The organism is Nostoc sp. DedQUE08, assembly GCF_034530895.1.
GTDB lineage: Bacteria > Cyanobacteriota > Cyanobacteriia > Cyanobacteriales > Nostocaceae > Nostoc.
On the sequence record NZ_JAVRCD010000043.1, the window covers coordinates 1 to 14,403 of the forward strand.

Here is a 14,403-nt window from a genome sequence, read left to right on the forward strand (position 1 = left end):
CGTCTCATGGTTAGGCGATTAGCTGCTTAATATTTACTTTACGAATCAGCTCTTATGGTTATCCAGCGTCGAGACATCGCTTATGCAGGAGTAATAGTCTGGGCATTAGTGGCGATGGCTGCGCCAACGTCTGCGACGAACGCACTCAAGCATTTTGATAACTCAATGCTCAGAAATACCGTATTGGTTTTGGCCATTTTCCTAGTTTTAATCGCTACGATTAACAGCTTACGCACCCAACAAGAACATATTTAAGTGTAATAACATACCCGCCCAGCGTTTCTTAAGAGAGAACTTTTAGAAGCGTTCGTTAAGCACGCACAATAAGGGTCGGTTGTTACACACACCAGTCTGATTGTCATTAGCCAAAATAGATAGTTAAAGCCGGAATCGTCTAAAAAATTCAAAATTTATAGAAATGAAAAATATTATCTCGATTGGTTGGAATAACTGGTTAAAAAGGCATAAAGAATCTGTTTTACTATTTGACTCAATTACTGCCGCTAATGAGATTGCTCTAATGCTCAACGGTCAATGGGATGGCTGCAATGGTGTAATTATAACTTCTAATGATGAAATAGCTGTTAACACTGCTGCCAAACTATTACAAGCTACATGGTGTTATCAAGGCACATCAAAAGCCGTTTTGAACAGAGTAACAACTGATGAAATTTTACGCCGTTATGCAATCGGAGAAAGAAATTTTGTTAATGCTAATTTGAGGTGTGCAGTACTTGCGACCATGAAGCTAAGTGAAATTAACTTAAGTTATGCCTCATTGAGTTGGGCAAACTTAAGTCAAGCTAATCTCAGTAAAGCTGATTTAACAGCAGCAGACCTCAGTCAAGCGAATTTAAGTGGAGCCGATTTAAGTAAAGCATACCTGATGAGGGCTAACCTAAGCGAGGCAAACTTGCAAAAAGCTTCACTTCAGGGGGCTAACCTCAGTAGTGCTAACTTAAGTGAAGTCAACCTCACTGGTGCAGATTTAACAGGAGCTAATCTGTCACTAGCAGACCTAAGAGGGGCAAATTTTCACTTGTGCAATTTGAGTGGGGCTAACCTAACAAATGCCAAGTTAATTGAAAGTGACTTGGCTTTTGCTCAACAATAGACCTCTTGCATAAGTCAAATAGACCCCCCTTAATCCCCCCGATATATTGGGGGGAAATAAAAAATTTTGTTCCCTCCCCTTTATAAGGGGAGGGTTAGGGTGGGGTAAAACCTTGGTTACTCAGCTATTTCAGACTTGTGTATACACAAGTCGAGTTGGCAATCAAATCAACAAAAAACAACAGAAAATTTTTTTTAAAATCTTTGATTTTCCGTTAGGACTCTATCAATAAGCTGACACTATTGATAATCAGTTCGCTTAACTCAAAACCTTGCCTACCAAGGCTTGTATCTTACCAGGCAATGATTTTAGGACTTGTGTATACACCGTAGTCACAAGGGGAGGGGTAATTCAAAGATTTTTGCAAGAGGTCTAACGATCGCCAAACTCCAGTATTACCTCTAGTCAGTTCCACCCCAAGTCCAGGCAGGATTGCCATTCTTGAAACTATTTTTTAGCACTACTAGGGGATAATCATTAGGATCGGAGCCACCAGCCAAATCCAAGATGAAATAAACTTTACCTTTAACAAAGTGCATCCGTAAATAATTAATCTTTCCAGAGTAGTCTTGCCCATCAACCTTAGTCATTCCAGCAGCAGCAATGCATCTAGCATATTTTGGTTTGAGTGTCCCAACCCATGTAACGCTAAAGTTATTACTGGCTTGAACAGAAATATTAGTAGCATAGGCACTCAGGTTAATAGAGCCATCTGTTGCAAAACTACCTTCTTGATAAGGACGGGGTTTTTCAGTGACAATCACTTTGCTTGGACAGCTTTGTTTTTGCTCGTTTTCACTATAAATTTTTAGCTCAATGTTTTGTGATTGATTTTGTGCTTGGACGCACCAGTTGGACAACAAAGGCAGTAAACCAATACTTGTGCCTATAATCAAAATCAATGGTCTAAATGAAATCATACTCATATCCAAACCAATACTAAATTGAATAAACTGATTGGCTAAGTAAAAAGCTGTTGATAGAACAATACGCTTGGGTTAGCGCCAAAAACCAATACTACGTAGGTTGGGTTGAGGAACGAAGTCCAACATTTTCATAGCTTTGTTAGGTTGCGCTTTGCTTCACCCAACCTACAATTCTTCTACAATGCACCAGGATAAAAACTGACTTCTACCTTGGACTGTACAGCACTAGGATAGACAGAATTAGGGTTAATTGACACCCGCATTATTAAGTATAAATTAATTTATTTATCACAAATATATTGAATGACTTTATGTAAATTCTTGGAGGTTGCCCGAATTCAATCAACAACTGCCCAAATTCAATCAACCACTGCCCAAATTCAATCAACCACTGCCCAAATTCAATCAACCACTGCTCAAAAACAGCGCTAAATTCAAGATTGAGAACTGAAATTACTAAAAAAATGGAATCAGGTAGGTAAAAATTATGGCAAATATCATTGGAACCAGCGGCTACGACTTACTACAGGGTGGTACTGCGAATGATACTCTCATTGGTGGTGTGGGAGGTGATTTTCTCACAGGTGGCGGTGGCAACGATAAATTTGTTTACGACTTGGGCGACGGCACTGATACAATCACTGATTTTGGTGGCATCGGTAAAGGAACTAACCCGACAGCAGCAGTTATTGCTGAAGTGGACACGATCAAATTTCAGGGTGCAGGATTAACTGCTCAAAATTTACTGCTGCTTCAGAATGGCAACGATCTAGAAATCACTTTTGAGGGGAATACTGATACCGTAGTTATTCTACAAAATTTCAAACTAGAAAATTTAGAGAATCTGAAAGCTTCTGGAGGCAAACCAGCAATTGGTAATATCCTGTTTGACGGGCAAAATAGCATCACCGACAGCTTTAATGTCCTCGATTCCAACTCTACTGATACTAGCCTGGGCATCAAGAACACAGTAACTTTCCTCAATGACCTCAACAATAACATTACGGGGTTAGAGGACTCAAATGATGTCGTTAATGGTCAAGGCGGTAATGATAAAATCGATGGCTTGAGTGGAAACGATTTGCTCAGAGGTGGTGCGGGTGATGATACCCTCATTGGTGGTGCGGGAAATGATACCCTCATTGGTGGTACGGGGACTGACTCCCTTGTTGGCAATAATCTGCTTTCTGGGGGCTATGGCAATGATTATCTCTCCATTTCTGGCTACGAAAGCTTTAGCTACCCAGACTACGACTACAACTCTCGCTCGTCTGGTAAGAACACTCTCAACGGTGGCGTAGGTGACGATAACTTGAGTGCTAGCGGTTCAACAGGCAATAATTTGCTCTCTGGGGACGATGGCAATGATAATCTCTCCATCTCTGGCTACTACGACGGAGGTAACTATGCAGACTACGACTCTCGCTCGTCTGGTAAAAACACCCTCAACGGCGGTGCAGGTAAGGATACCTTGAGTGCTGGCGGTTCAACAGGCGATAATTTGCTCTCTGGGGGTGATGGCAATGATTATCTCTCCATCTCTGGCTACTTCAATTACACTCCTAGCGACCCGTACTCACCCCGCGATGTCTCCATCACGTACGATTCTCGCTCGTCTGGAAAAAACACTCTTAATGGTGGCACTGGGGACGACAACTTGAATGCTACTAATTCAAAAGGTGATAACTTACTCGATGGTGGCGCTGGCAATGATTATATCTCTGCCTCTAACGCCTTTGGTAAGAACACAATCTATGGCGGCAGTGGGAATGATATCCTTATAGGTGGTTCTGGTAATGACACCCTCTATGGAGGCACTGGTACTGATACCTTTGTTTTTAATAGTTACAGTAAAGGTGTTGACAGTATTAATGATTTCAACGCTACTAATGAACTGATTCAGGTATCGGCTGCTGGCTTTGGTGGCGGGTTATCACCAGGTTCACTTAAGACAAGTCAGTTTACCCTTGGAACGTCTGCAACGACAAGCAATCAACGATTTATCTATAACAGTGCTACAGGTGGACTGTTCTTTGACCTTGATGGCAGTGCGTCTGGGTTTACTCAGGTAAAATTTGCACAATTATCTACTGGATTGTCACTCAGCGAAAACAATTTTGTGGTTGTTTAATCGAAATTAGGGACTTCCAAATAAAAAATATCCCAAAACTGACGCAAAGATTGTCTCTGTGTTCTCTGCGCCTGGAGTGGTAGTTTGCGGCCTACGTTCGCGCAGCGTCTCGCAGACAGACGCTTTGCGTAGCTTGCTTCCCCGTAGGGGTATGCGTCTACGTTTATTGGGATAATTTATTTCTTGGAAATCCTTTAGCACTCTTTAATTGCCAAGCGGTACGGTTTGGGAGATGCTATTTTTAGATGAAGATTTTTACGGGCTGTAGAAAATTGCTCCTGCTGTCATATTGCTTTACATCTAGATGGATAGACAGCTTGACCGAAAGGTTCTACAATTTGACTGATTGTGGTAAATTTACCTATTGCCCAATCCATATAAGCATAGTAAAGATTTTCTAGTGATTCCGTTTGATTGCGGAAGCACTAAATTAATATAGGAAAGTCTTTGAGTAAAGGGCAGCAGACAAATGGATGTAAAGCTGATTCTAGCTGGATTAACAGTTATATTTACACTTTCGTGCTTATTTTTTGGCACGAAGAATGGATTCTATGATTCAGATAATTATCATGGCAATGGCTCCGCACATTGAGATAAATCTGTAGACGCTCGATCGACTTCCCGGAGGGTGAGTTGGCTAAGAGCGTTCAAAACTTGTAAAGGGAAAAGAAACCAGAGGCAAACTGCTGTAGCTCCTAGTTTGATAGCTTCTGGTTAGCCCACCTTTTTGAACCAGTGCGGGTTCGGTGCAGGCGTCCTCCCCAATTAAAAATCTGTATTCTCAGGGTGTAGGGGCGCATGATAAAACTTACCCCTAAGTCACAAAACCAAAATTTGTGTAACTTTTGGCTTTTGGGATATGTCCATGACGATGAGGTTTGAGGGGAGGAGAGCATGAGGGATAATCTATCGGCATCCTCTCGCGTAGATGCTGCGGAAACGGGTAGTGAATTAGAATGTTTGCCCTATAGCGTCCAGCATGACAATGAGGGCGTGTGTTTGTTGGTGAAAATGGGCCCGCACCGCATCCTATTAGACTGTGGTTTTGAGGATATTTCATCGCTGGTTAAGGGGCTTACTAAATCGGGACGTGGAACTAGTTCGCCCCTACCAGCAGATTTAGTTTTGATTAGTCACGCTCACCCAGATCACGCCAAAGGCTTACTGGCGCTGCATACAGCTTTTCCCAAGTTACCGATTTATGGTAGTGAAGTAACTAGCAAGTTACTACCGCTGAATTGGGTAGATGAAGATCCTGAGAAAATTTCCCAATTTTGTCATGCCTTGCCATTGCGATCGCCTGTGGAATTCCAAGATGGTTTGGTGGCAGAATTATTTCCCGCAGGACATTTACCAGGAGCAGTAGCAATTCTCCTGACTTATACCACCCAGCAGCGTACTTACAAGCTACTGTATACAGGGGACTTTTTCTTATCGAACTCCCGACTAGTAGAAGGTTTGCGTTTAGAGGAACTGCGGGGTTTAGATTTGGATGTGCTAATTATTGAAGGTAGTTATGGCACATCCCGTCATCCTCACCGCCGCAACCAAGAAAATCAACTAGCCGAGCGAATTAATCGAGCGATCGCTGACCATTGTTCTGTAATCCTTCCTACCCCGGCTTTAGGATTAGGTCAAGAATTATTAATGCTCTTGCGATCGCATCACCACTTCACCGGACGAGATTTAGATATCTGGGTAGATGGTGCTGTCGCCACTGGATGCGATGCATATCTTGAACTGCTGCCCCATCTCCCCCCATCGGTACAGAACTTCGCCCGCCATCAACCTTTGTTTTGGGATGAACGGGTACGTCCCCGCGTGCGTCGTCTACAACCAGAACATCGTTCCAGTGTAGGTAAGTCACCTTGTATTGTCCTCACCGACTCGACATCTGATTTAGGCGAACACTGCCAACTAGACACCGGGCCTTGGCTGATTCTCCTACCAGAAAAAATTGATATAAAAGTTAACAAAGAATATTTAGCGCCCACCACTCTTGAAACTTATCTCTTAGCTCAACATAGCGATGGCCCTGGTACTACGCAGCTAATTCATAATTTGCGACCCCAGCACGTGGTTTTTGTCCACGGTTCTCCTGCTTACTTGGCAGACCTGACTAGCTTAGAGGAGTTGCAAAACCGCTACCACGTACATTCTCCGGCGGCTGATACCTTAGTAGAACTACCCATCGGCGACACATTTTTACAACCAGCAGCACCTGAGACTAACTACGAAGGCGAACTGACAGAGTTAGGAACAGTAATCACAATCACCCTACCTAATGTGATTACTGCCGATCAGCGTTGGCGGCAATTTGCCGATACTGGTTTAATCGAAGCTCGTTGGCAAGGGGAAGAATTAGTATTAAGGGGATTGTCTCAACGAGAACTGCTCAACCAAAACAGCGATCGCTATACCTGGACAGATGTAGACTGTTGTGGTACTTGCCGACATCAAAGGGGGCAGCGGTGTTGGAATCCAGCTTCCCCGTTGTATAACTTTAAAGTAACTCTCGAAGGTTACTGTCCTGCTTTTGAAGGCTTGAATGATAGCCAATAGTCATTAGCTGTTTTGTCCTTTGTCCTTTGTCCTTTGTCATTTTTGACCAATGACCAATGACTAATGACTAATGACTAATGACTAATGACTATTTATTCTGGATTCGAGTCAGTGTAACGGTTGTGGATGCGCTCTGCTTCGGGACAATCTTCAGTCATCAGAGGTTCTACATTACCGCGCGGTACTGAAGCCAATTTTTGCGTTACAGCACCAATGCTCTCGAGGCGAACCATTTCTTCCCAAGAACAAACTTCGTCCTCTTCTTCTGTTTCATAGCGTAGGGTCACTAAATCTCCCTCTATGTCTATGATGCGGGCGCGTTCAATCCAGCGTTGCTGGTCCCGCAAGAAAACACATACCTCGCGCCCATCGCAACACAGTTGATAAATCTTGCGGTGTAGCATGTACTGTTTCTGCCTTTTTAAACAACGTAGTTAAACCTGTCAAAATCTGGGTTCTACCCCATTACATTACACCTTTAAGAGGTTTATTTCACCGTTTAGAACAAGTGCGCTTCATAACCCAATCCCAAGATTTGCTTCTATTTGTCAAAATATCAGGATAATGTTGGGTCATAAATCAATGGTTGCTCCAACAATGAACTCAATCTCCCTCCAGCTTATTCTAGGGAATGTCTGCTTCTATAAAAGTCAAACAATTCGGTACCTGTCCTAACCAGGTTCATATTTGCTGCTGAGTCATTCTTACCATTATGTAATAAAGAATACTCCAAAACAATTGTTGATTGCGGTTGTTTAATTTGCCTACTTTTAATCATTGGCATTACTGGGAAGTCCGGGGACTTGGCTTTACTTTTACCCACTTGTATCTGATCTTAACTCATTCTCTTGCTGACCTTGATGCTTTTCAACAACAACACCCAAATAGTTTTGAGTTTTTCAGGCAAAAACCTGAAAAAAGGCAACAGCGTCAGGGAAGAGTAAAGGAAAAGACCATGAGAAAATTCTACTCTAGAAGTTTAGGAGGATTTATGTGGTAAAGGAAATTCTATAAGCACGTTTGACGAGGATGCTTCTCGTTTAATTTTTCCGACGCGAACTGCATCGTATAGGGTTGCGAGTTCTGGCAAATCCTCTGGCTGATAGCATTTAGTGGCTAGCACCTGCTGGAGTAAACCCTCAGATTCAACACTCAGATATCCAGTTTGGAAAGCAGATGCGATAATTGTGCGAATCATCTTGATTAGGGCAGAATGAGCAAATTATTAGGTCTAGTGTGGAACATTTTCCTCTTTTACTAATTGATATGAAACATTAATACTGTGTGATTACTATTACGCTCAATCAGTGATTGATATCACAATATGAGTTTTGGATACTTTAATATTACACAGATAAAAGGGCACAGGAATTTTCAGCATCAATGTTGAAAAGCCGAATATTTTAACAGAATAAAAATACAACAACTTTTTCAAAAAGCATTGATAAAATATAATGAGACATCAGCAATCAAGCAAAAAACTGGCGGAAATCTTCATCTTTTTGACTTAATTGCACCCAGTCTAAGTTTAAAGATTGGAATTTTTGCACTAAGCGATCGCAAGCGGGACGTTCGGTAGCGTAATGTCCGGCATCGATTAAAATGAGATTGCGGTCGCGGCTTTCTTGAAACTGATGGAATTTACAGTCAGAAGTTAGATAAGCTTGGGCACCTGTTTTGGCGACGGCTGAAATGTAACTAGCCCCCGAACCACCCAAAACAGCAACTCGTGAAATCGTTTCCTGTAAATCAGCCGTTGGAGAAAAAATCAAATTAGGGGGAGAAAGTCGGGTTTGAATAGTTGCGAGTAATTCCTGTAATGTTAGAAATGGTTCTAGCAAACCAACACGACCATATCCTAATCCTGCTTGTGTAAGTTCTATGGGAGTAACTTCTTTGAGTTTTAAAATCTGAGCTAAAACGTCAGCAGTCCCATCTTGCACTTGGTCAAAATTCGTGTGAGCAGTGTAAATACCAATATTGTGGGTAAATGCTAACCGTACCATTTCAGCGATCGCTTCACCAGTACGTAAAGATTTGAGAGGATTAAAAATCAAGGGGTGATGGGCAAATATCAGATTAGCATTTTCTGCGATCGCTTCCTGCATTACCGCTAAAGTCGGTGTCAAGCATACCAAAACCCGTGCTTTTTCCTGCAAAACTCCCGGCTCAATTTGCCAGCCACAATTATCCCAACTTTCACACCAAGCAGGATTCGCCCATGCTTCAAACCAAGTAATTAAATCAGCAATTTTCATAATTATTTTCTTCAGCAATTTTTAATTACTAATCACCGTTTCTGTGGTTGAATATTTAATTTTAATGCTAATTGCTGGCGCATTTCTTGGAAAGGTTTGTTCCATACAGGGCTAGCATTCCAGTTCCATACCGCTACTGGAATAAGTTGTTCTTCAGCAAGATAAGTTAACAGCCGATATTCATCTTCTGGTTCGCGAGAAAAAGTGAAGGGGTTGCGGTAGCCCGTCTCACACAGTTTATAAGATACAACCTGACCATGCTTAATACGTTGTAAAAGTTCCTTACCTTTGATGAGTAAATAATCTAAAAATAACAGACTAAAAGGCTCTATATGTGCGCGTTTTTGTGGCTCTTTTTGTACCCATCTTGCCCACTCAAACCCATACATAAAATCATGAACATAACGAAAGCGAATTTCTGTTTTATTGCCGAACATCTCTGTTAGACAAACCATCTTTTCACCAAAAATTTTTAAGAATGCAATAGCGCCCTCCTCTGCATTTAAAGCCTGCCTAAGCATACTGCTTACCAAAAAATCGAAATCCCAAAAGATGTTTTCTGGGAAGTTTTGCAATTGAGTACAGACTATAATTTCGAGAGTTTTTTGAATACTTGTGATAGTTTGAATATCACTATTTTGTTCCACAATCAAATTTTCTAATTCTGCAAAGCTGGTAATTAATATTTTTTTAGGACTCAGTGATAATAATTTAACAGACTGCTGGGCAAGGATTTTATCAATAATCTGAAAAGTATTAGTTGGTGTTATTTCTTGCTTCATAGTAATAGTAATAGCCCAATCAGGTTACATAACTATTATTTTATATTAGAGTAAATAAGTTATTAAAATTATATAAATAAACTTAACTTTTAAGTTTACAAACTGACATGAAATACTCAGTGTATGTCTAGTTAATTATCAATAAAGGAATTTTCCCATCCCAAAAGTGTAAAAATACTTAGTATAGTCTCCCAAAAGTTAAGGTTTTGGAATTATTGATTATTGACTTTGGACAAGCTGCACAAAAAAATAGGACACTTGCGTAAGTCCTAATAGAATTTAACTACGATTTCTAAATTTAAGAAATTTGCTATGCAGAAATGTGCACAACTAGTTCTCTAGAATGACTGCGTTGACGATGTTCCCAAATATAAATTCCCTGCCAAGTTCCTAATGCCAAATGACCACGATTAATAGGTATATGTTCAGAAGTATGGGTAAGTGCAGTACGAATATGTGCCGGCATATCATCGGAACCTTCGGCATCATGAATGTATTTGCCTGATTCTGGCACAAGTTTTGCCATAAAGTTAGCCAAATCTACAAGTACATCAGGATCGGCATTTTCTTGGATTACTAAACTAGCTGAAGTGTGGCGCAAAAATAAAGTACAAAGGCCGGTTTCTACTCCCGATTCTGCAACTATAGCTTCAATTTTTGCGGTGATGTTTTGAAAAGATTTGCCAGTAGTAGAAATTCTGAGTAACTTTTGATAGTGAGTCATGTGGAATACTGAAATTAAGGTATTATAAGCATATTAAACAACTTGTTCTTGCGATCGCCACACGACTCAACTATTATTAAAATTGGCATCTAATCAAAATATCGTGTCCACGCTCAAAATTAATAGTCTAAAGTCCAGTATAATTAATATCTACCTATAAGATTTTTTTGCTTCAAGCACCGACTTTGACGAGGGTTTTATGAATATATTTGCCGACAATCCAGCAAACTATTATGATTTATTATTTCAATATATTTACACTGAGTACCACGATGAGGTTGTTAGAGCTCTGTTTCCTATAATTAGAGACTCTAATAATATCCTAGAGATAGGAGTAGGTACAGGTCTAGTAGCAGAAAGAGTCTTAAAACTAAAACCGAATTGTAACTTAACAGGAATTGATATTTCTAAACAAATGTTAGATGTAGCAAAAAAACGACTGGGAAATAAAATTAAATTAGTCGAATCTGATGTTCTTAATATGCAACTAGAAGAGAGTTTTGATCTAGCTTATTCAAATAGTGGCGTTTGGTTTTTTTTAGATACAAATACCGACAATGAATACTTACTATGTAGTAGTATTAATAGTATTGAAAATAATGTAATAGCATTAAGGCGTGTCGCTGAACATCTCAAAATGAATGGTCTATTGGTTCTGAGCGCTCAAGGTATGCATATAGATAGGGTAGAGAAATTACCAGGAGATATAATCCATCAGGTCAAAGTTTCAAAAACAGATACAGGCGTTAAGAAGCAGTATCTCTGGATCAGAGAAAACAATGGTGAAATAATCAGCGATACAACTGCTGATTTGTTAATTCTTGATAGCAATAAAACAAAAGAATTGATGGAGCAGTCTGGATTTGAAGAGATTGGCATGGAAGGGAATAAAAAACTTATGAAAAACTTTTTACTGTCAAAGTTTCATATTTACCAGAAACGTTAACAAATAATTGTTTTGCCCAAAACTTACAAACACAGCAATTTGTGAAATTTGTTCAGCGCTCAGAGCAAACTCACTTAAACAATGACGAATGGCTACGCATTAGTCATATTTTTTTTAATAAAAGAGTGAAAATGTATAAAGTAGATATAGCAGTAGTTTTAGTAATTGAAGTCAAGAATTGAGAAGTAGGTAATTTGGGTAAAAGCCAGGGCCGAATGCATTTAAATATAGATTATAGCAACTTTTAGGATTATTTATATTCTTTTGAAATCTTTTTTAGTTTTTATTAGTAAAGAAGATGCGTTTGCCCTGGGGATAAGTTTTGTTAGTAATTAGCCAATCTTATCTATTCTGAGGAATATTATCTACTATCTTTTAATCTGGCAATAATTGATAACAGCTTGAGCTATAGTTTCATTACCATCCTTAGCAATTGGTTGAGATTGCCTTGGAGGTTGAGGTAACTCATAGAGAAAATTCCAAGTTCCTTGAAAAAACTCAGATGGGGTGATGATTTGATGCTGATTATAATTAGCTATGCCTTCTACAATAAAAGTTGCTTCGGCAAAGTCTTCACGCGGTATGGTGACAATTGGTGCTCCTAGTATTGTGGCTTCCGAAAAAGTACTATAACCAGGTTTAGAGACGACTCGACCACAAATAGGCATAAAATCTACAGGGCGGTATTTGCGGTCATTAATTTTCAATAAATTAGGTAAATCAGGGGCAGATCGATCGAATACGATAAATTGCCAATCTGGAAATCGCTGTAAGTTATCATAAGGGATTTGCTGTAAACCCAACCCGCCAAAGGTTAACAAAATGGTTTTTTCGACTGGTGCAGTTATTCCCCAAAGAGAACGTAAATCATCAGCAGAGTGACGGGGGGAACCGCCTGTTAAGCCGACATCTGTGATATTATTAAAGGCTGGCATTGGTTCGTGGAAAGGAAGACGAAACAGGCGATCGCACTTTGAATACCAATCACTAATCCAATCTGCAACTGCGGTAAATTCGCCTCCCCAATCTCGGTAAATAAAGTCCCAACCAAAGTTACTCATCATCCAGCAAGGAATATTTGCAGCTTTGGCAAACCCAGGAGCGAGGAAGGGAATATCTGCCAAAATAAGATTAACGCGATTTTGGCGGATAAAATTCACTTCTGAGGCAATCAGCGAATTTTGATGCTTCTGAATATCCAGTAACTTTTCTAAAGTCGCACCTTTATCCATTGTCAAACTATCTGTTTGCACCACACCCAAATCAAATGCACGAGGACGATAGATAAAATCGCCTTCTATATAGCACTCTAACAGCCAGCGTGGGGCAGTACTCACCACAATTAGCAGAACTTCTGGACATAACTTTTGAATTGTTGCAGCTACAGAAGCCGTGCGGGTAGCATGACCAAAGCCGTGGTTAGTTATGGCTAAGTATAAGATTGGGCGTTCCATTTTTAAGTTAGGAGTTATGAGTTAGGAGTTAAAATCATAATTTATACACGCTAACTTACAACTCATAACTTTTAATTAATTTTGCAAAAATTTTGAATCGCCTCAATCAATTGGTCGATTTCCGATTCTAAAGTAAAGTAATGGACGCTAGCACGTATACAGCTAGGATCGGCAATTGTCCGAGTTAATATTTTTTGTGAGTCCAAAAATTGCACCAACTTCAAATGAGCTTGAGGCTGATTATTTGCAAGTTGAAAAGAGACTATACCACTTTCAGGTGGAGAAGTTCGCAAACATTTAATATTGGGTAACGCCGTCAATTGTCGCCAGAGGTACTCACTGTTATGACAAATTTGCTCATAACGTTCCTGTGACGTTCCCCATTGCTGATGAATTGCGATCGCTTCCTTTAAACCAAGATACAACGGATAAGCTAATGTAGACACTTCGTATCGTCGCCCATCGGGAAGCCAATCTACAGGTTGAGATTGACTATCTACAACAACACCATTCAAGCCAATAAACGTAGGTTTTAGGCTTTCTCGTGCTTCTGGCCGGACATACAAGCCACCAGCACCCGCAGGGCCACATAACCATTTATGACCAGTGAAAGCATAAAAATCTACTCCCAATTCAGTCAAGTTTAAAGGCAATAAACCAGCAGACTGAGCAGCATCTATTAATAGTGCAGAATGATTATTTCTGCATACTTCGGCAATTTTGTCCAGAGGTAAAACTTGACCGGTATTCCAGAAAACATGACTCAATATTACTAGGCGGGTATTGGGGCGCAAGTGCTGGGCAATGATGGTTACAGGGTCGCCCTCATTTAAAGTCGCTTTTAGGGGACAAGTGGTAACTTCTACAGAGAATCTCCGCGAGATTTCTCGTGCTGTAGCAATTACGCCTGGATGTTCGCAGTCTGAGAGCAGTAGATGATCGCCAGCCCGCCATTCAATGCCCCACATGGCGATATTACAGCCAACAGTGACATTTTGAGTGAGAGTAATTGTTTCAGATGGTGCATTTAACTCCGAAGCGATCGCAACTCTAGCGGCTTGAGTTTGAGGTGCTATCCAGCTAAACGCCTCATTGCCAAAGGGGCCTATTTGCTGAACGTAAGCTTGAGTTTGGGCGATCGCATCCATTGCCCTTTGGGGCATGGGCCCTTGTCCTCCATAGTTAAAATAAGCCTTATTCCCTAAAGCGGGAAATTGCTCTCGATGACGATGCAGCTTGATTGGTGATGCAGAAATACTAGTCATAATTCACAAGGGATATCTGCTGTTTGCAGGCTATTGATATTCAAAAGTATTTTGACCGTTTCTCATGCCGACGTTACGGTATCCGCCCGACTGGCAATGCTGGATACAAGACTTCATGGATTACATCTTCGATCGTATTTCCGGCGATCGCACCCAATCTATTATCAATAGTGAGTGATAATGACTCTCACGATATCCCTATTCATGTCTAGAATTGCCTCCAGTCTACCATCTAGAGTCA

At 40.5% G+C, this 14,403-nt stretch carries 15 protein-coding genes; 7 read left to right on the top strand and 8 right to left on the bottom strand.

Going from position 1 to position 14,403, the window contains the following annotated elements; translation table 11 throughout:
• Positions 1 to 54: 54 nt before the first annotated feature.
• Entirely contained in the window at positions 55 to 255 is a 201-nt protein-coding gene (locus RMY64_RS24785; RefSeq protein ID WP_322701394.1) for a hypothetical protein, read from the top strand.
• Between the two features lie 163 nt (positions 256 to 418).
• Positions 419 to 1,114: a pentapeptide repeat-containing protein gene (locus RMY64_RS24790; RefSeq protein WP_322701395.1), complete on the top strand. Its 696-nt coding sequence runs from the start codon at positions 419 to 421 to the stop codon at positions 1,112 to 1,114.
• A gap of 401 nt (positions 1,115 to 1,515) precedes the next feature.
• On the opposite strand, the gene RMY64_RS24795 is transcribed toward RMY64_RS24790, so the two are convergent.
• Positions 1,516 to 2,034, bottom strand: coding sequence for a hypothetical protein (locus RMY64_RS24795; protein ID WP_322701396.1), 519 nt, complete (start codon positions 2,032 to 2,034; stop codon positions 1,516 to 1,518).
• A 309-nt stretch (positions 2,035 to 2,343) separates the two neighbouring features.
• Between RMY64_RS24795 and RMY64_RS24800 the strand changes: the two genes are divergently transcribed.
• The 3 genes from RMY64_RS24800 (at position 2,344) to RMY64_RS24810 (ending at position 6,733) form a co-directional block, all read left to right on the top strand.
• Entirely contained in the window at positions 2,344 to 2,472 is a 129-nt protein-coding gene (locus tag RMY64_RS24800; protein ID WP_322701397.1) for a hypothetical protein, read from the top strand.
• Positions 2,473 to 2,527: 55 nt separating this feature from the next.
• Complete coding sequence (locus tag RMY64_RS24805) at positions 2,528 to 4,171, top strand: calcium-binding protein (protein WP_322701398.1); 1,644 nt, start codon at positions 2,528 to 2,530, stop codon at positions 4,169 to 4,171.
• A gap of 894 nt (positions 4,172 to 5,065) precedes the next feature.
• Complete coding sequence (locus RMY64_RS24810) at positions 5,066 to 6,733, top strand: MBL fold metallo-hydrolase (protein WP_322701399.1); 1,668 nt, start codon at positions 5,066 to 5,068, stop codon at positions 6,731 to 6,733.
• Between the two features lie 92 nt (positions 6,734 to 6,825).
• Here the strand turns inward: RMY64_RS24810 and RMY64_RS24815 are convergent, their stop codons facing one another.
• The 5 genes from RMY64_RS24815 to RMY64_RS24835 form a co-directional block, all read right to left on the bottom strand.
• A complete protein-coding gene (locus RMY64_RS24815) occupies positions 6,826 to 7,137 on the bottom strand; it encodes a DUF6679 family protein (RefSeq protein WP_012408115.1) in 312 nt (103 codons plus the stop codon).
• A 575-nt stretch (positions 7,138 to 7,712) separates the two neighbouring features.
• Positions 7,713 to 7,931, bottom strand: a complete 219-nt coding sequence (locus RMY64_RS24820; RefSeq protein WP_322672909.1) for a hypothetical protein — start codon at positions 7,929 to 7,931, stop codon at positions 7,713 to 7,715.
• Positions 7,932 to 8,202: 271 nt separating this feature from the next.
• Complete coding sequence (locus tag RMY64_RS24825) at positions 8,203 to 8,991, bottom strand: Nif3-like dinuclear metal center hexameric protein (RefSeq protein ID WP_322701400.1); 789 nt, start codon at positions 8,989 to 8,991, stop codon at positions 8,203 to 8,205.
• Between the two features lie 32 nt (positions 8,992 to 9,023).
• Entirely contained in the window at positions 9,024 to 9,773 is a 750-nt protein-coding gene (locus tag RMY64_RS24830) for a hypothetical protein (RefSeq protein ID WP_322701401.1), read from the bottom strand.
• Between the two features lie 310 nt (positions 9,774 to 10,083).
• A complete protein-coding gene (locus tag RMY64_RS24835) occupies positions 10,084 to 10,497 on the bottom strand; it encodes a secondary thiamine-phosphate synthase enzyme YjbQ (RefSeq protein ID WP_322701402.1) in 414 nt (137 codons plus the stop codon).
• Between the two features lie 199 nt (positions 10,498 to 10,696).
• On the opposite strand from RMY64_RS24835, the gene RMY64_RS24840 reads away from it, so the two are divergent.
• Positions 10,697 to 11,443, top strand: coding sequence for a class I SAM-dependent methyltransferase (locus RMY64_RS24840; protein WP_322701403.1), 747 nt, complete (start codon positions 10,697 to 10,699; stop codon positions 11,441 to 11,443).
• Positions 11,444 to 11,811: 368 nt separating this feature from the next.
• Here the strand turns inward: RMY64_RS24840 and RMY64_RS24845 are convergent, their stop codons facing one another.
• Complete coding sequence (locus tag RMY64_RS24845; protein WP_322701404.1) at positions 11,812 to 12,897, bottom strand: glycosyl transferase; 1,086 nt, start codon at positions 12,895 to 12,897, stop codon at positions 11,812 to 11,814.
• A gap of 71 nt (positions 12,898 to 12,968) precedes the next feature.
• Complete coding sequence (locus tag RMY64_RS24850; RefSeq protein ID WP_322701405.1) at positions 12,969 to 14,162, bottom strand: aminotransferase class V-fold PLP-dependent enzyme; 1,194 nt, start codon at positions 14,160 to 14,162, stop codon at positions 12,969 to 12,971.
• A 23-nt stretch (positions 14,163 to 14,185) separates the two neighbouring features.
• On the opposite strand from RMY64_RS24850, the gene RMY64_RS24855 reads away from it, so the two are divergent.
• Positions 14,186 to 14,374: a hypothetical protein gene (locus RMY64_RS24855; protein WP_322672903.1), complete on the top strand. Its 189-nt coding sequence runs from the start codon at positions 14,186 to 14,188 to the stop codon at positions 14,372 to 14,374.
• The last annotated feature ends 29 nt before the right edge of the window (positions 14,375 to 14,403 follow it).